The sequence below is a fragment of the Alcanivorax profundi genome (assembly GCF_003597125.1).
GTDB classification, from domain to species: Bacteria; Pseudomonadota; Gammaproteobacteria; order Pseudomonadales; family Alcanivoracaceae; genus Alcanivorax; species Alcanivorax profundi.
Genome location: NZ_QYYA01000001.1, coordinates 85640 through 107520, shown reverse-complemented (window position 1 = coordinate 107520; position 21881 = coordinate 85640). Strand labels below are relative to the sequence as shown.

Annotated in this window: 19 protein-coding genes; 12 read left to right on the top strand and 7 right to left on the bottom strand. The window is 57.1% G+C overall.

All coding sequences use genetic code 11. From position 1 onward, the window contains the following. Positions 1 to 59: 59 nt before the first annotated feature. The 10 genes from D4A39_RS17720 to D4A39_RS00430 all read left to right on the top strand — a co-directional run bounded on the left by D4A39_RS17720 (position 60) and on the right by D4A39_RS00430 (position 10457). Positions 60 to 227, top strand: coding sequence for a hypothetical protein (locus D4A39_RS17720; protein WP_158586905.1), 168 nt, complete (start codon positions 60 to 62; stop codon positions 225 to 227). 23 nt (positions 228 to 250) lie between these two features. After that, a complete protein-coding gene (locus D4A39_RS00470; protein ID WP_022983900.1) occupies positions 251 to 1627 on the top strand; it encodes a class II fumarate hydratase in 1377 nt (458 codons plus the stop codon). A 429-nt stretch (positions 1628 to 2056) separates the two neighbouring features. After that, entirely contained in the window at positions 2057 to 3649 is a 1593-nt protein-coding gene (locus D4A39_RS00465) for a PepSY-associated TM helix domain-containing protein (protein ID WP_119917306.1), read from the top strand. Then, entirely contained in the window at positions 3646 to 3960 is a 315-nt protein-coding gene (locus tag D4A39_RS00460) for a hypothetical protein (RefSeq protein ID WP_022983902.1), read from the top strand. Before D4A39_RS00465 ends, D4A39_RS00460 begins: the two co-directional genes overlap by 4 nt. Further along, positions 3957 to 4784 carry a DUF3325 domain-containing protein gene (locus D4A39_RS00455; protein ID WP_022983903.1) on the top strand — a complete coding sequence of 276 codons (828 nt, stop codon included), beginning with the start codon at positions 3957 to 3959 and terminating at the stop codon, positions 4782 to 4784. Before D4A39_RS00460 ends, D4A39_RS00455 begins: the two co-directional genes overlap by 4 nt. Continuing rightward, a complete protein-coding gene (locus D4A39_RS00450) occupies positions 4781 to 5116 on the top strand; it encodes a hypothetical protein (RefSeq protein ID WP_119917305.1) in 336 nt (111 codons plus the stop codon). Before D4A39_RS00455 ends, D4A39_RS00450 begins: the two co-directional genes overlap by 4 nt. A gap of 141 nt (positions 5117 to 5257) precedes the next feature. Continuing rightward, the gene (locus D4A39_RS00445; protein WP_022983905.1) at positions 5258 to 5677 is read left to right on the top strand and encodes a DUF2753 family protein; all 420 of its coding nucleotides are present in this window, start codon (positions 5258 to 5260) and stop codon (positions 5675 to 5677) included. Positions 5678 to 6117: 440 nt separating this feature from the next. Then, entirely contained in the window at positions 6118 to 7170 is a 1053-nt protein-coding gene (locus D4A39_RS00440; protein ID WP_119917304.1) for a helix-turn-helix domain-containing protein, read from the top strand. A gap of 288 nt (positions 7171 to 7458) precedes the next feature. After that, positions 7459 to 9081, top strand: coding sequence for a parallel beta-helix domain-containing protein (locus D4A39_RS00435; RefSeq protein WP_119917303.1), 1623 nt, complete (start codon positions 7459 to 7461; stop codon positions 9079 to 9081). Between the two features lie 89 nt (positions 9082 to 9170). Further along, on the top strand, positions 9171 to 10457 hold the full coding sequence (locus tag D4A39_RS00430; protein ID WP_119917302.1) for an SO2930 family diheme c-type cytochrome: 1287 nt from the start codon (positions 9171 to 9173) through the stop codon (positions 10455 to 10457). Positions 10458 to 11286: 829 nt separating this feature from the next. Here D4A39_RS00430 and D4A39_RS00420 read toward each other — a convergent pair. Next, positions 11287 to 12267 (bottom strand): transposase, encoded by a 981-nt coding sequence (locus D4A39_RS00420; RefSeq protein WP_119917300.1) that lies wholly within the window; start codon positions 12265 to 12267, stop codon positions 11287 to 11289. A 230-nt stretch (positions 12268 to 12497) separates the two neighbouring features. Between D4A39_RS00420 and mutS the strand changes: the two genes are divergently transcribed. Further along, positions 12498 to 15050: a DNA mismatch repair protein MutS gene (mutS, locus tag D4A39_RS00415; protein WP_119917625.1), complete on the top strand. Its 2553-nt coding sequence runs from the start codon at positions 12498 to 12500 to the stop codon at positions 15048 to 15050. A gap of 219 nt (positions 15051 to 15269) precedes the next feature. Then, positions 15270 to 15605, top strand: coding sequence for a ferredoxin FdxA (gene fdxA / locus D4A39_RS00410; RefSeq protein ID WP_022983912.1), 336 nt, complete (start codon positions 15270 to 15272; stop codon positions 15603 to 15605). Between the two features lie 612 nt (positions 15606 to 16217). On the opposite strand, the gene D4A39_RS00405 is transcribed toward fdxA, so the two are convergent. The 6 genes from D4A39_RS00405 to D4A39_RS00380 all read right to left on the bottom strand — a co-directional run bounded on the left by D4A39_RS00405 (position 16218) and on the right by D4A39_RS00380 (position 21814). Beyond that, positions 16218 to 16556, bottom strand: a complete 339-nt coding sequence (locus D4A39_RS00405; protein ID WP_022983913.1) for an Hpt domain-containing protein — start codon at positions 16554 to 16556, stop codon at positions 16218 to 16220. Positions 16557 to 16642: 86 nt separating this feature from the next. Further along, a complete protein-coding gene (locus tag D4A39_RS00400) occupies positions 16643 to 17287 on the bottom strand; it encodes a TIGR04282 family arsenosugar biosynthesis glycosyltransferase (protein WP_022983914.1) in 645 nt (214 codons plus the stop codon). Continuing rightward, a complete protein-coding gene (locus D4A39_RS00395) occupies positions 17271 to 18017 on the bottom strand; it encodes a TIGR04283 family arsenosugar biosynthesis glycosyltransferase (RefSeq protein WP_022983915.1) in 747 nt (248 codons plus the stop codon). The genes D4A39_RS00400 and D4A39_RS00395 overlap by 17 nt, the downstream gene beginning before the upstream one ends. Further along, positions 18014 to 18970 (bottom strand): arsenosugar biosynthesis radical SAM (seleno)protein ArsS, encoded by a 957-nt coding sequence (gene arsS / locus D4A39_RS00390; RefSeq protein WP_022983916.1) that lies wholly within the window; start codon positions 18968 to 18970, stop codon positions 18014 to 18016. Before arsS ends, D4A39_RS00395 begins: the two co-directional genes overlap by 4 nt. A 338-nt stretch (positions 18971 to 19308) precedes the next feature. Continuing rightward, the gene (gene nadA, locus D4A39_RS00385) at positions 19309 to 20358 is read right to left on the bottom strand and encodes a quinolinate synthase NadA (protein ID WP_022983917.1); all 1050 of its coding nucleotides are present in this window, start codon (positions 20356 to 20358) and stop codon (positions 19309 to 19311) included. 196 nt (positions 20359 to 20554) lie between these two features. Next, on the bottom strand, positions 20555 to 21814 hold the full coding sequence (locus tag D4A39_RS00380; protein ID WP_022983918.1) for an SAM-dependent methyltransferase: 1260 nt from the start codon (positions 21812 to 21814) through the stop codon (positions 20555 to 20557). Positions 21815 to 21881 lie beyond the last annotated feature (67 nt).

Genomic DNA, 21881 nt, shown 5'->3' with positions numbered 1-21881 from the left:
ATGCCGCTTGTACCGGCAACCGCTGGGAAGCACAATCTTGACTACGGCTTGGCGCATTCATGGATGACACCTCCCTTCGCCATCAGCGTTGTCTGGATCTTGACGAAATCGTCACTCCATCGGGCTCACTTCAGGAAATCGCCAATGACACCACGCAGGTTAACCGCAAACCTGCGCCAACACGGTCGTCGCTGTCCAACACATTTGCCGGGCGCAGCCCTAACTGATGCCACCAGAGGAATCGCACCGTATGAGCAAAACTCGTATTGAAAAAGACAGCATGGGAGAACTTCACGTCCCGGCAGACGCGCTGTACGCCGCCCAAACGCAACGAGCCGTGAACAACTTCCCGGTCAGTGGCCAACCTCTGCCCGCGCCTTTCATTCGGGCCCTTCTACTGGCCAAGCGTGCCGCCGCCACTGCCAACGGTGCACTGGAACAAATCCCATCAGACATGGCCGATGCCATCCGCAAAGCAGTAGACGACCTGATAGACAGTGATTTCATGCAACACTTCCCGGTTGACGTGTACCAAACCGGATCAGGCACCAGCTCCAACATGAACGCCAACGAGGTACTCGCCACCCTGGCAACCCGCATTTACGGCAACCATGTAGGCGCCAACGACCACATTAACGCTGGCCAAAGCAGCAACGACATCATCCCCTCGACCATCCATATCAGCGCCGCCATCGAGCTGGAACAGCAGCTACTCCCCGCCCTGACCCACCTGATGGAGACCACCCGCAAGAAAGCAGAGCAGGTGGACCAATATGTGAAAACCGGCCGCACCCATTTGATGGACGCCATGCCCGTACGCATGAGCCAGAGCCTCAATGCCTGGGCTGATCAAATCGAACACAACATCACGCATCTGAAACAACTGCAGCCGAGCATCCAGAGCCTGGCCCTGGGCGGCACTGCCGTAGGCACAGGCATCAATGCCCACCCGGACTTTGCAGCCGTTTTTGCCCAATGCCTCAGCGAACACATCGGGATCACCTTTACCCCCGCCAGGAACTTCTTTACCCACATCGGCTCCCAGGACATCGCCGTGGCCGTATCCGGTCAGCTCAAAACCACCGCCGTCTCCATCATGAAGATCGCCAACGATCTCCGCTGGATGAACTCCGGCCCACTGGCTGGCCTGGGCGAAATTGAACTACAGGCGCTGCAGCCTGGCTCCTCCATCATGCCAGGCAAGGTCAACCCGGTAATTCCAGAAGCCGCTACCATGGTGGCAGCCCAGGTAATCGGCAACGACAGCACCATCACCGTCGCAGGCCAATCCGGCAACTTCGAATTGAATGTCATGCTGCCGCTGGTGGCGAAAAACCTGCTGGAAAGTATCGCGCTGCTGACCAACATCAGCCACCTTCTGGCCGACAAGGCCATCGCCACCTTCACCGTGCGAGAGGACAAGCTCAACGAAGCCCTGTCCCGCAACCCGATTCTGGTCACTGCGCTCAACCCCCTCATTGGCTATTTAAAAGCCGCTGAGATCGCCAAGCAGGCCTACAAGGAAGGACGCCCCATCGTCGAAGTGGCAGCAGAAAACACCGACCTGAGTCATGAGGAACTGGAGCGCCTGCTTGACCCGGCCAAGCTCACCAAAGGCGGCCTGTAAAACAACGGGATGACGTTAAGGAACAGGGTTAGCAGCCCTTCAGCTCCCACGCCAACCCTGCGACATCCTCTGTATAAACGGCCTGTTGATCTGCGAGGGAGCTGACCATTCTCTCCTGCTAGCAGTTTTCGATGGAAGCTTGCACACAGCCAATCCAGCGACAGAGAGCCGCTGGATTCAACATCCATTGTCCACAAAACATGCCATTGCAAACGGCATTGACGGCAACCATCCAAAAACCACAAAAAAAATCAGGATTGTCTTCACCTTTTTCTCTTCTCATTCGTCTATGAGATACGAGGGCAAGAAAAAAACAGCCTCAAACCTGATATGCCCTCGGGCAAGCTCCTTTGACAAGCAACGCCCCGGCCAGCCGGTCGGGGCGGTTTTTTATCAGCAATTCAATAATACGAGGTCATCCCGCGGGGTATGAAAGAAGGTTTCCGACAAAGCATGGCCTGGCTGCACACCTGGACCGGACTGGTGGTGGGCTGGGTGCTGTTTTTCATGTTTGTGACCGGCACCGCCGGGTATTTCCACTACGAAATCACCCGCTGGATGGAACCGGAACGACCGTTGGTAGAGGCCCTGCCAACCAGCGGCCGTGACGCCATGATATCGCTGGCGCTGGACCAGCTGGAACAACGAGCCCCCCACGCCGCGCACTGGCAAATCACCCTGCCACATTACTCTCCGGTCAACCGAGGCTGGCAGAATTTTGAAATTCGCTGGGAAGATCTGCCCGAACCCGGCCATGACCATGGTGCCCGTGGCAACGCCACCCTCAATCCACTCACCGGTGAACATCAGGAAAGCCCCCCGGTACGAGCCACCGGGGGCGGCGAGCTGCTCTATGAAATGCACTATCGCCTGCACTACATGGACTTGCTGCTGGCTTATTATCTGGTGGGCATCTGCACCCTGCTGATGTTCATGGCCATCATCACCGGGGTCATTACCCACAAGAAGATCTTCAAGGATTTCTTCACCTTCCGCCCGGGCAAGGGACAGAGAAGCTGGCTGGATGCCCACAATGTGATCAGCGTAATGGCCCTGCCGTTCTTCATCATGATCACCTACAGCGGCCTGGTGTTCTTCGACACCACCTACATGCCTGCCGGTATGGCCGCCCTGTATGGACCGGACCGCGAAAGCCGCGACCGTTACTTCGACGACCTCTACGCAGAGAACCATGATCACCAGGCTGCCACACGGCCACAGGCTACCCTTGCCCCAATGCTGGCCAAGGCTGATCAAGCCTGGGGAGAACAACAAATCCAGTCCGTCTTTATCCAGCATGATACCGGCGAGAGTCCACGGGTGGAGATCCAGCGCATCCATATTGATCGGCTACGTTGGTACGACGGCGAAAAACTGGCCTTTAACGCCACCACCGGTGAGGCCTTGCCTACGGGCCCCTACGGCACAACCACCTCCCGCACCCGGCAAATCATCACCGCCCTGCACGAAGGCCGCTTTGCTGGCCCATGGCTGCGCTGGCTGTATTTTGCTGCGGGACTGCTGGGCTGTGCCATGATCGCCACCGGTCTGGTGTTATGGACCGTGAAACGTCGACGACACCAGACCCTTCCAGGGCACGACAGCATCAACATGCAGCTGATAGAAGCCCTCAACGTGGCCACTATCGCCGGCTTGCCACTGGGGGTTGCTGGCTACTTCTGGGCCAACCGCCTGCTGCCGGTGGATCTCGCCGAGCGCGCCAATTGGGAAGCCAATGTGCTGTTTTTATTATGGGGCGAAGCCTTCCTCTACGCCTGCTTCCGGGATATCCGCAAGGCCTGGGTGGAAATTCTCTGGCTGGCCGCAGCCGCCTTTGCGCTGATCCCGCTGCTGAACCTGCTCACCACCGACAAGCACCTGGGCATGACGCTCACCGCCGGCGAGTGGGTACTGGCCGGCTTTGATCTGACCATGCTGGGCCTCGGAGCCGCCTTTGCCTGGATGGCCATCAAGGTGCGACGACGCTGGCTCTCCGACATTAGTCAGGGGACATCAGTATGAGCGCCCTGTGTAACCGTATGTTCAGTGATAGCGCCCGCTACCGATGGGCCGTTTTCTCTCGGGTTGTGGCCGCCTTTGTCGGTGGCTATGTGCTTTCATCGATGGTGCTGTTGTTGCTGTCGCTGATCTTGCCCCTGCCACAGGCCGAAGCCATCGCTACCAGCACCATGCTCGGTTTTATCTTGTATGCGCTAATCATCATCTGGGCCTTCAGCAGCAAACGGCTACGCACCGTGTGGCTGGGCTTATTGATCGGCAGTCTGGCGTGTGCACCGTTGATCCTGTGGCTGATGCCAGAAGGTGGCGCATGACCCTGTTAAATTTGACGCTACTTCTGATCACCTTTGCCGGTTTTACCTGCCTGGCACTGGCCATGCCCCGGCACAGCAAACATCTGTTGCAACGCTCTCTTTCAGCGCAGGCCTCCCGTCTTGCCAAAATAACAGGCTGGGCCTTGCTTGGTACCGCCCTGATCCTTGCCACGGTGCAGTGGCGTTTCAGCATTGGCTCTGTCACCTGGTTCGGCTGGCTGTCCCTGGCCGGTGTCGCTCTGGTCTTTGCCCTGCCCCGCTGGCCCTGGCAACCGGTCAAACCCCAGCGCCCGGCGCGAAAAAACGCCGCAGGTAAAACGCGCATTCCCGTGGCCCCCGACCCGGTCCCGGCCGGCCCGGCAAAAATCGCCGTGGCCCTGACCGTCATTGCCCTGCCGCTCACCGTATTCGCCTGGCAACTGGCCGGCTCCGGCCAGAAGCCGCTGCTGCGAGACGATGCCTTAAGCGGCGAGATCGGCCCCTGGACCTTCGTGATCGCAGAAAAAGAGCAGGCAGCACCGGACATTCTTGCCCTGGACGTGCCCCTGAAACAGTTCGTGATCCGCTTCTGCGAGCGCTGCGAAGGCGAGATTCGCCAGGCCTTTCTCAAGGTACGCGAGCCACGCAGCACTACCGCCGCTGGCAATGCCTTCTTTGGTCGCGGCGAAGAAAAGACCGTACAGATCCCCATCCCTGTGGCTGCCACCCTGGCCGATGACCTGTGGCTAACGGTGGAAGGCAACGACGGCACTTTTCACCATCAGCCACTCGCCATCGAACGTCTGTCGCCGAGCCTGGCCACCTTTATCAAGGAGCGACCATGAAATTCGTCCCGCGGTTTTCCGCCCTGATTGTCACCTTGCTGCTGTGCGGTCCGGCGATCGCCCACACCCCGGTATGCCGCTGTGAACTCACCGGCACAGACATTACCTGCACCGGCCAATTCCATGACGGCAGCGCCGCCAATGGCATCGCCATGACAGTGCTGGACTACGACAACACCATCCTGTTGAACGACAAACTGGACAAGCAATCGCGCCTGCAATTCCCCCTGCCGAAACAGCCCTTCTACATCATCATGGATGCCGGGCCGGGTGAAATGTTCGAAGTGGACTGGAAAGACGTCAAAGGCCTGGCGCCTTCGACCTATCCGTAACCCACAGTTTCAGCTGGGGCCAGCACAGAGCGAAAATTTTCCTTGAAACCGTTATCGGGTTGCGCGACCATCATTTGATAATGATTATCAACAATAACAACATCTCCGGTTATTGCCGGTGTCGACCATCAGGAGAGCCACATGGAAAAGTGGAAGTTTGATACCCAGGCAGGCAACGCGGCCTTTGGCCAGGGCCACTACGACACCGCTGAGCGCCATTACCTGAGCGCCTGCGAACGGGCCAACACCCTGCTCCAGCACTGGCTGGACCCGGAAGAAATCGTTGCCGCCCTGGTCGTGGGCTACCAGAACCTGGCAGATCTGTACCGCCTTCAAGGCCATCACCATGGCGCCCTGGCCGCGCTACAAAAGGCTCACTCCAGCCTCACCCATGCCCTGGCGCAACCCAACCTAAGCCAGGAACGGCAGCAGGCCCTGACGCGGGGCAAAGGCCAGACCCGGCTGGAAATCATGCATACGCTGCACCGGTTAGGCCTGAGCACCCGGCATGTCAGCCAGGCACTCACGAACCAGCAAGAGCATTCCCCAACGCTGCAATAGCAGGCCGGACTGGCAATCGTTGCCATTCACGGCATAGCAATGCCCCTTGGCCAATGCCTGCTATTGCTGGAGGTACTGTTGACAATCATCACACCGCTATCGCACACGCCAAGGCTCGAGGTTGCTGCCGTATTTTCGTTTCAAAGAAAAGCCTGACATCAGGCCTGACCATAGCCAACGCGCGGTTCGCTGGCAGCACCACGCTTGGTATGATCGTGTGCTCAGACTGTAGTGGGCACCGGGCAGCCAAGGCGTATTTACAACGCAAACAGTGATTGGCTCACAGCGAGCTGCCTGCCCGAATCTACCCTCAATGCCGTACCAACCACTGGCCACATAAAACGATAAGCCCACCGTTTTCCCGGAAGCACGGAAAGATTCGCGAGCGTGTTTGGTGCTATTCTGGCGCTCCACAAGAACGAGTAAATGATTGAGTGAGCATGCAACTACTCACTGGCTTCAGTCTGGGCTGCCTTGCGGTTGTGTTTCTGGTGGTCCTGCGCGACTTCAGACACCTGCTGGTCGGCAAGGTCTTTCTTTGGGTGCTGATCGCCGCCGCCGCCTTCCTGCTGAGCCGTGTTGCAGAACCCGAATTCCAGTGGCTGCTGGGCGACGTGATGACAACCTTGCCTGCCGCATTCTGGTTGTTGTGCTTGCTTGCCTTTTCCCCCAAGCCTGAAGCAAAAGCGCACCGGGCCTGGGTAGCCCTGGCCCTGTACAGTTTTATTCCTCCAGCCTTGAGTCGGCCCTTCGGTGCGGCGGATCCTGACGCGGCCTGGTGGCTACACGGGCTGGGTTTCAAGATTCCCCAATTCGCCGAGTACCTTCTGATTCTCTGCGGCTTGTGGATTACCGCTGCGCACTGGCGCAACGATCTGGTCGAGGGCAGACGAAAACTGCGCATCGCCCTGCTGGTGTCCGTCGGCGCAACCCTGCTGTGCGTAACCGTCTCACTGAATCACGGGCTGGATACCGGTCAACTGGTGGCCGGAACGGTAGGCGTTGCGACCCTGCTGGTGGGCTTCCTTTTACTCAAAGGACAGGAAGGCGTGTTGCTCGATCTGCAGCGCTCCCCTGCCAGCCCGGACGATACCAAAGCTGAACCGCTCCCTGTTGTTGTCGAAACAGCGCCCGAGCCCAAAGAAGAGCTGCCCCTGGCGATGGCAGCTCAGCTCAAGCAAATCATGGAAGAGGAACACTTCTACCGGACCGAGAAATTGACCCTGAAAATGCTGGCGAACCGAATGTCCCTGCCGGAATACCGGGTCCGGGCGATCATCAATGTGACGTTCAACTATCGCAACTTCAACGACTACGTGAATCAGATGCGAATCGAAGAAGCCTGTGAGCGGCTTGTCACCGAACCCGAAACCCCCATTCAAAACATCGCGCTGGATATCGGCTACCGAACCCTGAGCTCATTCAACCGGGCCTTCAAAGATATCAAACAGCAAACCCCCACAGAATATCGCCAGAGCCAGCAACCCAAATAGCCTTGCAGCCTGACGGCCGCCCTCCCCAACCGCCGTTTTCACGCCGAACACCTGATTCTGATCACTCTCAGAGCCCATCTGAAAACCTTTTTAAATACAGTCAGTTGAAGAATTTGATCAGCCCAATTTCAACTTTTGCATAACCCTTGTCAGGTATTGCACAGCACTTTTCAGGTTTGCACAGCACTTGTCTTTGGGTCGCTCTCCCAGACGCGGGTAGGTTGTTTTTCTTAGCACCAACGCCTTAGGGCTTCCGGGCGTTATAACGATAAATCGGGAGAAACGATCATGATGAAGAACCGCACCGGCCGAAAAGCAATCCCGGCCATTGCCGCTGGATTGTTATCCAGCTCACTGTTGCTGTCTGGCTGTATTGAAGTGAACGATGGGGACGAAATCACCCAGACAAAAAGCTCTGGGGACAGCGGCAATTCCGGCACAGTCGACACCTGTGAGGCAGGGGGAAGCACCTCGGGCTTTACCTTCCCCTGTGACGCAATCTTTGTCGCCCCGGACGCCCAGCAAGGCGATGATATTACCGAAGCGCTATTAGTCGCACTGTTTGAAATACCGCAAAATGCCGTCGTAGTACTGCCCAAAGGCGAATTTACGGTCTCGGAAACCATCACGATCAACAGCGCTAGCGGCGTCGTCTTGACCGGTCACGGAATCGAAGCGACCAAGCTGGATTTCAGCAATTCCACCGGTGATGACTCCATCCGCTTTGAAGGCGGCACCAACCTGACCATCCGTGACTTTGGCGTGTATGAATCCAACAAGAACGCCATCAAGGTGACCAACGCCAGCGGCGTGCATTTCGCTTACACCGCCACCGTCTGGGAAGGACCGCTGGAATCGGATAATGGCGCCTATGGCCTGTATCCGCTGCAATCCCAGAATGTCCTGCTGGAAAACAACTATGCTGCGGGCTCTGCAGATGCAGGTATTTATGTCGGCCAGTCCAGGGATGTGGTCATTCGTGACAATGTTGCCGTGCGAAACGTCGCCGGGATCGAAGTCGAAAACACCATCAATGCCGATGTGTATAACAACATGGCTACCGGGAATACCGCGGGGATCCTGGTATTTGACCTGCCAGGCCTGACCAATGCCTATGGTGGCAATGTCCGTGTCTTCAATAACACCGCCTATGCCAACAATGCTCCCAATGTCGGAGCCGGTGCGGTAGGCATTGCACCTCCGGGTACTGGCATCCTGGTGTTTGCCACCAGCGATGTGGAAATTTATAACAACGACATCACCGATAACGAAACCACCGCCATCGCCATTGCCAGCTATCTCCTCGCTGACGATGACCTGGCCAATTACCCCAGCAAGTATGGGCAGGCCATGACCAATGGCTGGACCCCGCTGGTCCGCAACGTTTATGCGCACAATAATTTTATCGCGCGCAACGGCACCAACCCCCAGGGATCCCTGCTGGTCGACATTATCAACGGTTATACCTCCCCGTATAACGCTAGCGGCATGGCCCAGGTATTCCCCGCCATTCTTTATGATGGTGTGGGCGAACTGCTCGCCAATGCGGGGCAACTGGTAGCGTTTCAGGACTTCATTCCCGCTGGCTCTCAAGCTGAGGCAGACGGTGTGAGCTATCAGCCCTACGGCCAGGAAGACCAGATCTGTGCCAACGATAATGTCAACGGCAACCCGGCCACGAGCTACGACGACGTTAACACCGGCCAGGTTTTCGGCACCGACCCATTAGACCCCAACAACTGGAATGCAGGTTTCACTGCCCCCGTTCCCAGCTTGCTGATCGAGCCCATGATCGGCTCCTCACTCCTGAACTGCGCGCACAATCGCCTGCCACCCTCCACCGCCAGCATCAACGGTGTGGTCTATGGCTGCACTGGCGATGACCTTTCTGAAGCGGCATGCGCACTTTAATCCCGCTGGCATGTGCAGGAGGCGAACCAACGTTCGCCTCTAATCAGCCACACCATGCGCAACGAGAATTGATTGAGTGAGTGGTTACCATGAGCAACTCAAAATTTAGCAACCCAGCACGCAAGGCCCTGGTCTTTGCAATAGCGGTGTCTGCTCTCGCAGCCTGTGATGTCGACATCGGTAAAGACGGGCTCACCATCAACAAGGATGATGACGTCAACTATGTACCCGGCACTCCCGATGAGCCATCAGAAACCGCTGACTGCGGTGGCACCCGATCAGGCGTGAACTGGGGCGCCCTGCTGAGCGAGAACTGCCCCAAACTGTCGGACTACAACTTGTTCGCGGACAGTAGCGACCCGACCCGGAACCCGAACACCGGCGGCATTCCCTATGACCTGTCCACCCCGCTATTCACGGACTACGCGAGCAAATACCGGTTTGTGTTCATTCCTGAAGGAGAAAAAGCCACCTACAGTGAACACGAAGCCTTCGATTTCCCCGTGGGCACCGTGCTGGTGAAAACTTTTGCCATGCCGGCGGACACTGCCAACCGTGGCGAGAACGAAACCATCATCGAAACTCGCCTGCTGATTCACCGTGACAACGGCTGGGTCGCACGCCCTTATTACTGGGACTCGGAAGCAGATGCGTCTTTGGCCATCGCTGGCAAAAGCGTCGAGAACATGACCACGCAGCATAACGGTCAGACACTGACCTTCACCTATGCGGTGCCCAAGGCCTCCTCCTGTACCTCCTGTCACTCGGTGGTACCGCTGCTGCAAGGCTCGGAGGATCAGCGTCAACCGATCTTCAAACCCATCGGTCCAAAGGCCCGGTACCTGAACAAAGACTTCGACTATGAAGGCTACAACAGGAACCAGCTGGCTTACTGGGAAGAACAGGGTGTGTTGGAGGGTTTGCCTGAATCCATGAGCGAGGTGTCACAAGCACCGCTCTTCAGCAACGCCCAGGACCCCGCACTGCTGGCGCCGGAAGCCCTGCATGATGCCGCCAAGGCCTATCTGGACATCAACTGTGCCCACTGTCACCGCTCCGAACTGACCCTGCCTGAGCCCCTGTACGCAGGCCCGGCCGGCAGCAGTGGTTTGCAGATGGAATACAACCGCGAATACGCAGATGACCCGACCCGGTTCGGCGCCTGCAAGATTCCGGTTGCCGGTGGCAGCCCGGATTACCCCCTGGGCGATGTCGTCCCCGGCGCAGCGGAGGAGTCCTACCTGTTGTTCCGCATGAACACCACCGACCCACGACACAAGATGCCGGAACTGGGCCGCAGTGTGATCCATCAAGAAGGCGTTGCCCTGATCCGTGAGTGGATCAATCAACTGCCGGATGCGGCTTGTTCACCCTGATTAACAAGGATGAGGACGCGCGCTGCGCGTCCTTTTGATTTTCAGTCACTGAGTGAGCATGAGAGCGGACCTGAGCCAGCATACGCTAATGGTGCATGGGTGTGTTTAGGTTGATTCTAGTTGCTTGAGGAAAGACCTTGATAGTTTGCTATGCCAAACCTCACACCTGCGGCCTGAATTGGGCGGATACGGATGATCGGTATAGACAACCAAGAGAACTGCCGAACACAGCGGCAGACGCAGTGGTAGTAAGACGTAAAATCCAAGGGTAATTGGGTATAGCGGGCGCGGGTCATGGTTAGCCTCCTTGCTCTTCCACGACCCAACGATACTGACCTTACGGACAGAAAATAATCAGATCGACACTACGATTTGTGTAGGAAGTCCATTAATTGATGCGTGTCCCCTACTGATGTCTTACGGATAGATGCGCATCCCCTACTGGGCTCGTCTGTTAGCAAAACAAATAGAAAACATAAAAATTCAGTGCTGAAGCAGCCATGACAAAAAAGCTAACCCAAAATAATCTAGTATCGTCAAAGAATGTAGCCACAAAAAGATAGTAAAACTGAAGAACAAACCCGAAAGCCAAAAAAAACGTACTAATGAAAGCGTATATGGTACAAAAATTCATTATAAAACTCCGCCCACACACCCTGCCACACCTCCAAGGCCAACCAAGGTCATGACATTTCCATAGCCAGGAATCAACTTTCCACCAACGAACTTTAAAATTGGCCCTGTAGCATATCTTTCAGAAGCTGCCTTTATCGAGGGGCCTTTAGAGGCCTTTAGGGGACACGCATAAATTCAATCACCCAACAATACATTACCATCCTTCAAGACTCTGCCTCCAAACCCATTTTCGCCCCGTCGTTTCCGCGAACGCTTTCAGTTTATCAAGCGCCCCAACAGCAACAGGCTGGTGTCGCTTTCTTGGCCGCATATGGGACAGCCATGCAACCTCATCAATACCCAGCCGATCCAACACTCCCGCTGCCTGGTGGGATATCGCTCCTCGCTTGTCACCCCGTACCGCCCTACCCGTGCTATCCACTAATTCCAGATAATCCATCAATCTGAATCGGCATACAGTTTCTTCTTCATCTGCTTCAATCGTGTGGGCATCAACCAGAGTCATAAGAGACGGTTTCTTTCTCGCCCCAGCTGCGTGATGGAGCGCCTGCGAGCACTGCTGGATGGAGGTGTAGTCCGACTCTTCCGGGTTGGCCGCCATCTCTGCCCGGACGGGATTTAAGTCCACATAGGCCATGCACTGAAGCAACGCTTTTTCATCCAGCAGGGCCTGACACTTGTAACGGCTTTCCCAAAACCGGCCTTTGCAGCAATCTTCTTCGTTGGCGCGGCGGGCAAGGTATTCATTCACGCACTTCATGAACCAGCCAAGGTCATAGAGGCGCTCTCGCCATTGAGCAACAATTTCACGCGCTTTCAGCGCTTCGGCTTCATCCAACTTCCCTGCCAACCACCGTTTCACGATCAGTGGTCCGCTGAACAGCTGCATCCAGCGTGCCGCCACCTCTTCCTCTGTCCACGACAGCGCCTTCTTTTGGTTGATGCGCAGCACAAGGTGGTAGTGATTGGACATCACCGCATAGGCATACAGATCAATGGCAAACACCTCCACCAGAACTGACAGCCGATCCACCACCCACTGACGGCGGTGTTCATAATCCTGTCCGGAGTAGAGGTCCTTGCCACACAGAAAGGCGCGACGTACACAGCGGCAGATGCAGTGATAGTAAGGCGTTGATTCTAGCGAAACCTGCGTATAGCGGGCGCGGGTCATGGGTTGCCTCCTTGCGTTTCCATGACCACAGATTACTGACCACATGAACAGTTACACATCAGAGACTAGCTGCAAAGAGTGTAGGATATTCGCCAATTTATGGGTGTCCCTGATTAGAAGAGGAATGGGCCATGATTCCCTTGGGTAATCCCTATATCATGCCTGTTTTCATTTATTGAACGGATTCCCCCGGAGGTAAAGTGAGCGCGGATCTGAGCCAACATACGCCAATGATGCAGCAATACCTGGCGATCAAGGCCGAGCACCCGGACCAGCTGGTGTTCTACCGCATGGGGGATTTTTACGAACTGTTCTTTGGCGATGCCCAGAAGGCCTCCCGGCTGCTGGACATTACCCTCACCCAACGCGGCCAGAGTGCGGGCAAGCCGATTCCCATGGCGGGCATCCCCTACCATGCCGCCGAAGGCTACCTGGCACGGCTGGTGAAGCTGGGTGAATCCGTGGCCATTGCCGAGCAGATTGGCGACCCGGCGCTGGCGAAGGGACCGGTGGAGCGCAAGGTGGTGCGCATCGTGACCCCGGGCACCGTGAGTGACGAGGCGCTGCTGGAAGAGCGACGCGACAACCTGCTCTGTGCCGTCTATGAAGCCAAGGGCCAACATGGCTGCGCCAGCCTGGATGTGGCCGCCGGGCGCTTTGTGGTCACGCAGGTGGAAGGCAGCGAACAATTGCAGGCACTGCTGGAGCGTTGGTCTCCCGCGGAGCTGCTCTACAGCGAAGACAAATCCCTGCCCGGCCGCTGGGGCGACAAAGCCGGCAGCCGCAAGCGTCCGGACTGGGAATTTGATGAAGAATCCGCCCGTCGCCAGTTGTGCCAGCAGTTTCAGGTACAGGATCTGGCCGGCTTTGGTGAACCCACTCCAGTGGCCGTAGCCGCCGCCGGCGCCTTGCTCGGCTATGCCAGAGAAACCCAGCGCGGCGAGCTGCCCCATGTCACCGGCCTGACGGTAGAGAGCTTCGACGACACCGTGGCCATGGATGCGGCCACTCGTCGCAACCTGGAACTGACCGAAACCCTGGATGGCCAGGAGCAGCATACCCTCGCCTGGGTGCTGGACAGCACCAAGACCGCCATGGGCGCCCGTCAGCTGAAGCGCTGGGTACACCAACCCATGCGCAACCGCACCACCCTCAAGCAGCGCCAGGATCAGATTGAAGCCCTGCGCCAGGGCTGGTGTTTCGAGTCGACCCGCGATGTGCTGAATGACATCGGCGACATGGAGCGGATTCTCGGCCGGGTGGCGCTGCGCTCCGCCCGCCCGCGGGATCTGACGCGTCTGCATGCCAGCCTCAAGTCCCTGCCGGCCCTGATTGGCACCTTGCCTGCCAGCGATGCCTTTTATGAGCTGATCGAACGCATTGGCCAGTTCCCGGAGCAAGTGGAACTGCTCGGCAACGCGGTGATCGAGAACCCGCCCATGCTGATTCGCGATGGCGGCGTGATCGCCCCCGGCTACAGCCCGGAGTTGGATGAGCTACGCTCCATCAGCGAGAACGCCGGCCAGGTGCTGGTGGATATCGAGACCCGCGAGCGCGAACGCACCGGCTTCTCTACCCTGCGGGTGAAGTACAACAAGGTCCACGGCTATTACATCGAACTGTCGCGTCGGGAAGCGGACGATGCCCCGGTAGATTACCAGCGTCGCCAGACCCTCAAGAATGCCGAACGGTTCATCACCCCCGAGCTGAAGGAGTTCGAGGACAAGGCGCTGTCCGCCTCCAGCAAGGCGCTGACCCTGGAGAAGCGTCTATACGAAGCGCTACTGGAAAAAGTGGCCGCCGACCTGCACCCGCTGCAACGCTGTGCTGCGGCGGTGGCCGAGCTGGATGTCTTGGCCGCACTGGCCGAGCGTGCCGAGGCGCTGAACTGGGTGCGCCCGCAGCTGGTGGATGAAGAGGCGATCATCGAGATCGTGGATGGCCGTCACCCGGTCGTCGAACAGGTGCTGGACGACGCCTTTGTGCCCAACAGCCTGCACCTGGATGATGCCCGCCGCATGGTGATCATCACCGGCCCGAACATGGGCGGTAAATCGACCTACATGCGTCAAACCGCGCTGATTGCCCTGCTGGCTCATCTGGGCAGCTGCGTGCCTGCGGCCAGCGCCCGCATCGGCAATCTGGACCGGATCTTTACCCGTATCGGCTCCTCGGATGACCTGGCTGGTGGCCGCTCTACGTTCATGGTGGAAATGTCAGAAACCGCCAACATCCTCAACAATGCCACCGCCAAGAGCCTGGTGCTGATGGACGAGATTGGCCGCGGCACCAGCACCTTCGATGGCCTGAGCCTGGCCTGGGCCGCTGCCGAACATCTGGCCCGGAATCTCAAGGCCTTCACCCTGTTCGCCACCCATTATTTCGAGCTGACCCAGCTACCGGAGCAACTGCCCGGCATCTACAACGCCCACCTTACCGCCAGCGAACACGACAACCGTATCGTGTTCCTGCACCGGGTACAGGAAGGCCCGGCGAGCCGCAGTTACGGCCTGCAGGTGGCTCAACTGGCGGGGGTGCCCGCCGGCGTCATTCAGCAAGCCGGCGAGAAACTGCGAGAGCTGGAAGCCGGGCAAACCCTGACGGTGAACGATGCCCCCCCCACGGTGATTGCCTCCGCCAGCACCCCGAGCACCGCACCGGCCCAGGCCAGTCTTTTTGCCGAGCCCAGCGCCGCCGAGCAGGCCCTGGCAGAACTGGACCCGGATGAGCTGACGCCCAAGCAGGCGCTGGAAGCCCTGTATAAGCTGAGAGGACTCCTTTAAGGGTTGCAGGAGCGCCGCATGAGGCGCGCCTGCGGAGTCAAGCCGCCGCGGACTGTCTTCTCCGGCCATCGCAGGGTATTACCTTATATCAAGTCTTCGTTTGCCTGCCTCAGGCCATGCCGCTAGACTACCGCCACCCCAAGCGAGACCGCGTGTAATCCTGCTATAATCGGAGGGTTGACGCTGTATGAAGATCACGACACCTGGCGAGGACAGGCTATGACGTTCGTAGTAGGTGAAAACTGCATTAACTGCAAACACACCGATTGTGTGGAAGTGTGCCCGGTAGACTGTTTCTACGAAGGCCCTAACTTCCTGGTAATCCACCCGGACGAGTGCATCGACTGTGCACTGTGTGAGCCGGAGTGCCCGGTGAATGCCATTTTCTCCGAAGATGAGCTGCCGGATGATCAGCAGGACTTCCTGGAGATCAATGCGGATCTGGCCGAGAAATGGCCGAACATTACCGAAATGAAAGACGCGCCGGACGACGCTGAAGAGTGGGATGGCGTTGAAGGCAAACGCGACAAGCTGGTTCGCGAATGGCAAGGCTAAGGCCTTCCCGCTGCTCCTGAAGCCTAAACGGTTTTCAGCAGACAAAATAAAAGGGCGGCATCCTGCCGCCCTTTTTGCGTCGAGTCGTCCTGACCCTTTTTTGCGCTCACCGTGACTTCCGTGTCTTGCGATCCTTGCTTGTCCCTGTGCTCATATCCCTGAACACGAGTCCACTATAACAACGGAAATTTCGGGTTTGGGTAAAAAAAATATTAAAAGTCAGTGCAAAAAACGCGCACCACAATAAACACTATGTTTTTCATTGGGTTAGCGAAAAAACCCGTATTTTTTACGCCAATATTTGGCGAAAAAGACCAATATTTCCTACATCCTTGTAAGAGATCTCTTACAAGGATGTCCACACCAACCGGATTCCATCCTTCCAAAAATACACTGGCGCCATAAAAGCCGGCCAAGTTTTTACATTTTCTCACCGGTTTTTACAGCACCCGATGGCACTTATGGTTAGCATGATTTTCATGAGGTCAGGGTAACCCCGAGCTTCAACCAGTATCCCCCCAAGGCGCTAGAAATAGCGCTCACAACCCCCCTCTTCCACCCCATTTTGGAAGAGGGTTTTTTTTGCCCGTCATTACGGGCTTGCCGGGTGGATTACAGGGCATTCAGTGCTTCGCAGGCCTGTCTGAATGTACTGTTAAGACGCGTGAGTACCGTTTCTGCACGCTCAAGATTCCCCTCGCCTGCCAACGCTTCCAGCTCCATACACAGAGTACACACCTGAATAGCCCCAAGATTGCCGCTGCTGCCTTTGAAGGAGTGGGCTTCACGGCGCACGCTATCGGTGTCACCAACCGCCAGCGCAGCCGTAAGCGCGGCCAGACGTTGCTGGCCATCGCGCTCGAAGGATTCCAGCAACACTGAAAAGTCACTGCCCATTACATCCTGTAATTCGGCGACCACGTCCGAATCAATCATTACTGAATCTTGCATGCTGGCTCCGTCATCCATTACGGGGAAAATCATACCGCCTACGAAATATAGCGTATGTGTACCAGATCCGGAATTCAGCTCGTCGGCTACACGCGGGCCGGCGGAACAGGTAAAAACTCCGTCGGCAGCAGTCCAAGGCCACAGGCCCGACAAACATCCTCAGGCAGATCCACATCCCAAAGGGCAGGCAGAACATGCTGGGCTGCGTCCATCAAGGCCTGCTGACTCTGTTGCAGTGCGGCAGCCGAGCCCCAGTGGACACCGGCAAAAGGGTTGCACTGCCACAACGCGGCAGAGGATGAGCCAAGCAGTACATACCCGCCGTCTTCACTCGCGCCAAATACGACGTTATTAGTATCGAGTGCCGCCAATGCCTGTACAAAATAGTCGCTATCCAGAAGCGGGCAATCACTGCCGATCAACAGTACCTTTTGCGACGCCCGCAATGACTGGAAGAGCGCATGGGACATTCTCTCTCCAAGGTCTTCACCGCACTGAACCGACATTCCCCACCCTCTGGATGCCGCAAGCCTGGCAAGCGCCGGGTCATGCCGGTCAGCCCAAAGGGTAACCCGCCCCGGGAAGGTGGCGGCCGCGTCACAGGTACGCCGCAAAAGATGGCGGTAGATGGCCAGAGCGCCTTCCGCTCCATAGGCAGGAATCAGGCGAGTCTTAACCTGCCCTGCCTGCAACCCACGGGCAAAAATCAACAATTCATCGGTGCTGGCCATCAGATCTCCGGGGACCGCCTGCAGGGCTAGATACGCCTCCCGACAACGGCTTATTCTGTCCATAGTAGGCCCGGTGAAGAGAGGCCGGGTCGTCACCTCGCCAATAACGGTATCGCAGACGCCACATCAAGCCGATGGTTCGCCACACGCCATGGCTCTGCCACCGGCGGGCACTGGTACGCATCGCTGGATGCAAACACACGGGGCGGGAATACCGGCGAAGCAAAGCCGATAGCGCTACATCTTCCATTAATGGTTGCCCCGGGAAGCCGCCGACAGCGTCAAACAGGGAACGGCGAACAAAAATCCCCTGATCGCCAGTAGCAATCCCCGTTAACCGGGAGCGAAGCGAAATCAGTCCGCCAATGCAGCCAAACAACCAGCCTGGCGCATCCAGGTACACATCAAAGCGCCCCCAATCAGCAGCGGAGGGAAGATCTGCCAACGCCTGGCGATGCCCGGGCAGTACCTGATTATCCGCATGAATGAACCATAGCCATTCCCCCCGGGCATGGGTCGCCCCGGCGTTCATCTGCCCGGCACGCTGCGCCGGGCTTGTCAGCAGCTGGTCGCACAGTGGCGCCGCCAACTCCGCGCTGGAATCCGAACTTCCACCATCAACGACAATCAGTTCGTCGCCTTCCCCCAATGCGGCCCGAATGCCCGTTAGCGTCGCCTGAATACGCTCGGCTTCATTTAGCAGCGGCACGATCACACTGACAGAGGTCACTCCAACGCGCCCCCGCAGCTGCTACCCGCGCCCGCAGTGCAACCAAAGCAATGGTCTGCCACATAAATTGCCTCACCCTCCACATCCTCCTCCAACAGTGATGAGAGATGACGATGTGAGGGCAGATGCCCCATGGGCATGTGCAGCATCTGATTAAAATCGCAGTCGTATAGATAGCCCTGGTAATCCACGCTGACGGTGTTGCGACACATCACTGCCGAGAGGGTATCCCGATTGAAGCTGTCACGGAGCAATTGCATGTAGTCGTTGAACTGCTCATGGGCAAGTAACACCGCGCCGAAGCGGCTGATCGGCATATTGGTAATGGTCAGCAGACTGTTGAAACGTAGCCCGAAACGGGCCGCTAACTCGCGTTTGTAGTCCGCCTCCAGTATTGCCTGGGGAGGCGGCAAGCTGGGACCCGTTGGGTTATATACCAGATCCAGAAGCAAGGACTCGCCATAGCCAACCGCATTGAGCCGCCGAATCGCTTCCATGCTGCCCTGATATACCCCCTTTCCACGCTGTTTGTTGACATTGTCTTCGAGGTAACAGGGCAGCGATGCCACAACATGAACCTGCTGCTCCGCCAGAAACTCAGGAAGATCCTGATAGCCGTCCTCGAGCAGGATAGTGAGATTACAACGGTCGATGACCTCGACCCCCATGGCCCGGGCTTCACGCACCAGATAACGAAAATGCGGGTTCATTTCCGGTGCCCCACCTGTCAGGTCCAGCACCTGGATACCCCTTTGACGAATCACCTCCAATACCGTCTCGATGGTTGCAAGATCCATGAGTTCAGTACGGCTGGGGCCGGCATTCACATGACAGTGCACACAACTGAGGTTACACAGGTAACCAAGGTTGACCTGCAAGATGCGAGTTGTCTCGCGTCGCAGGGCGGGAAAATCGGTGGTGCTGCGCACCAGTAAATCGTGGGTATCCTGCATAAGACTTCACGGCTGAATGGGTTCGGGTTGTGATGCATTGGTAGCCATCAGGTTACCAATTGGATGCCGCCGTGTCGCAAAGGTTACGTGAAGGAAGAAAACCCATTGCCAGCACCCGTCATCCGGGGCTAACCGGTATCGCCAATCTCGAACGAACCATCTCTCCAGGACGAACAATGAGGGAGCGAGCGGGAAAGACTGAAAAGCAGGGTTATTTGGGGTATCGCGGCTTTCCGGGAATAGGCTGAGCGCACGCCTGTGCGCAGGAGCGTCGGTTATTCGCTCCTACGGCCAGCAGGGAGCAGTCAATCGGGCTTTTCCACAACTGCTCGATGAGCCTATTTTTTCAGGCTCTGGCCAAAATCCAGCATTCGGTTCAGCGGCACCATGGCTTTTTCGGCCAGCACCGGGTCCACAAAGATCTCCTGGCCCATACCATTATCGTCTTCCAGCACCGCTACCATGTTTTGCAAGCCATTCATGGCCATCCATGGGCAGTGGGCACAGCTTCGGCAGGTGGCACCGGAACCCGCGGTAGGAGCTTCCAGGAAGGTTTTCTCGGGGGCCAGCTGCTGCATCTTGTAGAAGATGCCTTTGTCGGTGGCCACGATGAAGGCATCGTTATCCATCTCGCAGGCCGCCTTGATCAGCTGCGAAGTGGAACCTACCACATCGGCAATCTCTACCACCGACGCCGGTGATTCGGGATGCACCAGCACCGCCGCATCCGGGTAGGCTTTTTTCAGGTCCAGAACGCCCTGGGCCTTGAACTCTTCATGGACGATGCAGGCTCCGTCCCAGCACAACACGTCAGCACCCGCCTTGTCGCGCACATAGCTGCCCAGATGCTTGTCTGGCGCCCACAGGATTTTCTCGCCGTTACGGTCCAGATGCTCGATCAGCTCGACGGCGATAGAAGACGTTACCACCCAGTCTGCCCGGGCTTTCACCGCCGCAGAAGTGTTGGCATACACCACCACGGTACGATCCGGGTGCTGGTCGCAAAAGTCAGAGAATTCCTGTTCCGGACAGCCGATATCCAGCGAGCAGGTGGCTTCCAGGGTCGGCATGAAGACGCGTTTTTCGGGGCTGAGGATCTTGGCGGTTTCGCCCATGAACTTCACGCCGGCCACAATCAACGTGGACGCCGGATGATCCTTGCCGAAGCGGGCCATTTCCAGGGAATCGGAGACACAACCACCGGTTTCTTCTGCCAGCGACTGGATTTCCGGGTCGGTGTAATAGTGCGCCACCAGCACAGCATCGCGCTCACGCAACAATGTCTTGATACGTTCACGATACGCCAAACGCTGCTCTTCACTGAGCGTGTCGTCCTGCACCACCTTTGCCAGGTGGGCTTGTACCAGTGCCTGTGCCTCTGCAGTCATCGGCCTCACCGCCCGGGGTTTTCCCCTGATATCAATAACTTAGCGAAAATGACCCAAATTTGAGGCGGGAATCATACCACATTGTGGCCGCAACGGTGCTGACGGAAAGATGCGCCCGTTAGCGAATGCCCCTTATATTCATAAAAATGCGCTCGAAGAGAGCGCATTTCAATGGTTAACCACGATACAGGAACACTCAGCGGCCTCGCCATTGCGGCCCCACTGCCACAAGGTGGACGGTACTGATGGCTCGCTCCAGAAATGCACCTTCGCAATAACAGAAATAGTACTCCCACATGCGAATAAAGCGTTCATCGAATCCCAGCGCCCGAATGTCCGGCAAAGCCGCAAGGAAGCGTTCCCGCCAATGATGCAGAGTGCGGGCATAATCCATACCTATATCCGCCAGTTCCGTTGTCACCAGGGACGTTTGCCGGGTGAGGTGATGCTGCATCACTGACACGCTGGGAAGAAATCCTCCGGGGAAAATATACCGCTTGATGAAATCTACTTGGCGCCTGGCATGATCAAAACGCTGATCAGGGACGGTGATGGCTTGCAGCAGCATTTTGCCATCCGGCTTGAGGCGTTCGCCCAGCATCCGGAAATAGCCCGGCAGGTACTCAGCGCCCACCGCTTCAATCATTTCCACCGAGACCACACGATCGTATTGCCCCTCCAGCTCGCGATAATCCTGCTCCAACACAGTAATACGATCTGCAAGCCCCGCGCTGGCCACCTGTTCACGGGCATAACGAGCCTGCTCACGGGAAATGGTAGTGGTCGTTACCTGGACACCATGGTGACGGGCCGCGTGTATCGCCAGCCCTCCCCAGCCTGTACCGACTTCCAGTACTTCCATGCCCGGCTGTAGTTCAAGCCGCTGACAGATCCGTTCCATTTTGTACTCCGAAGCATCCTCAAGGGGAGTCTCCGGGGAGGGGAATATGGCGCTGGAGTACATCATGGTACGGTCGAGAAACAGCGCAAAAAAATCGTTACCCAAATCATAATGAGCAGCAATATTCCGACGCGAACCCTGCAGCGAATTGCGGTTGTGGCGATGCAACAAGGCCAAAGCGGGTTTCGATAACCTTGCAAGGCCTCCTTCAAATGATTGCATGGCGTCGATGTTAGCAGCGAAATAGCGAACGACTCTCACCAGGTCAGGGCTATCCCAGCACTTTTCCATAAAGGCCTCTGCGGCCCCCAGAGCTCCTCCGCTCATCATCATGGAATAAGTACGCCAATCGTTGAGCACGATCACCCCCCCATCGGGTCCGGTGCCGCGCTGCCCAACATGAACGGTGTTGCCATCCGGCTCCTCGATGCGAAGCCAACCAAAGGGGAGACTGTTTAGCCGTTGCAACACCAGCCTGCGAGCAACACCAGACAACCCTGACACGCCCTGCCGTGATGATGTGAGAGGATGATTTACCTTTTCACTGGTCTGCATTTTTTCTCCTTTTCCTTTGTTCCCTTTGCACCTGTCAACCCTGCAATCCTGGAAAGACATTCAACTT

Excerpts from the sequence above, each read along its gene's own strand:
- D4A39_RS17720 (WP_158586905.1), top strand. The coding sequence starts at position 60 with ATGGATGACACCTCCCTTCGCCATCAGCGTTGTCTGGATCTTGACGAA.
- D4A39_RS00470 (WP_022983900.1), top strand. The coding sequence starts at position 251 with ATGAGCAAAACTCGTATTGAAAAAGACAGCATGGGAGAACTTCACGTC.
- D4A39_RS00465 (WP_119917306.1), top strand. The coding sequence starts at position 2,057 with ATGAAAGAAGGTTTCCGACAAAGCATGGCCTGGCTGCACACCTGGACC.
- D4A39_RS00460 (WP_022983902.1), top strand. The coding sequence starts at position 3,646 with ATGAGCGCCCTGTGTAACCGTATGTTCAGTGATAGCGCCCGCTACCGA.
- D4A39_RS00455 (WP_022983903.1), top strand. The coding sequence starts at position 3,957 with ATGACCCTGTTAAATTTGACGCTACTTCTGATCACCTTTGCCGGTTTT.
- D4A39_RS00450 (WP_119917305.1), top strand. The coding sequence starts at position 4,781 with ATGAAATTCGTCCCGCGGTTTTCCGCCCTGATTGTCACCTTGCTGCTG.
- D4A39_RS00445 (WP_022983905.1), top strand. The coding sequence starts at position 5,258 with ATGGAAAAGTGGAAGTTTGATACCCAGGCAGGCAACGCGGCCTTTGGC.
- D4A39_RS00440 (WP_119917304.1), top strand. The coding sequence starts at position 6,118 with ATGCAACTACTCACTGGCTTCAGTCTGGGCTGCCTTGCGGTTGTGTTT.
- D4A39_RS00435 (WP_119917303.1), top strand. The coding sequence starts at position 7,459 with ATGATGAAGAACCGCACCGGCCGAAAAGCAATCCCGGCCATTGCCGCT.
- D4A39_RS00430 (WP_119917302.1), top strand. The coding sequence starts at position 9,171 with ATGAGCAACTCAAAATTTAGCAACCCAGCACGCAAGGCCCTGGTCTTT.
- D4A39_RS00420 (WP_119917300.1), bottom strand. The coding sequence starts at position 12,267 with ATGACCCGCGCCCGCTATACGCAGGTTTCGCTAGAATCAACGCCTTAC.
- mutS (WP_119917625.1), top strand. The coding sequence starts at position 12,498 with ATGATGCAGCAATACCTGGCGATCAAGGCCGAGCACCCGGACCAGCTG.
- fdxA (WP_022983912.1), top strand. The coding sequence starts at position 15,270 with ATGACGTTCGTAGTAGGTGAAAACTGCATTAACTGCAAACACACCGAT.
- D4A39_RS00405 (WP_022983913.1), bottom strand. The coding sequence starts at position 16,556 with ATGCAAGATTCAGTAATGATTGATTCGGACGTGGTCGCCGAATTACAG.
- D4A39_RS00400 (WP_022983914.1), bottom strand. The coding sequence starts at position 17,287 with ATGGCCAGCACCGATGAATTGTTGATTTTTGCCCGTGGGTTGCAGGCA.
- arsS (WP_022983916.1), bottom strand. The coding sequence starts at position 18,970 with ATGCAGGATACCCACGATTTACTGGTGCGCAGCACCACCGATTTTCCC.
- nadA (WP_022983917.1), bottom strand. The coding sequence starts at position 20,358 with ATGACTGCAGAGGCACAGGCACTGGTACAAGCCCACCTGGCAAAGGTG.
- D4A39_RS00380 (WP_022983918.1), bottom strand. The coding sequence starts at position 21,814 with ATGCAGACCAGTGAAAAGGTAAATCATCCTCTCACATCATCACGGCAG.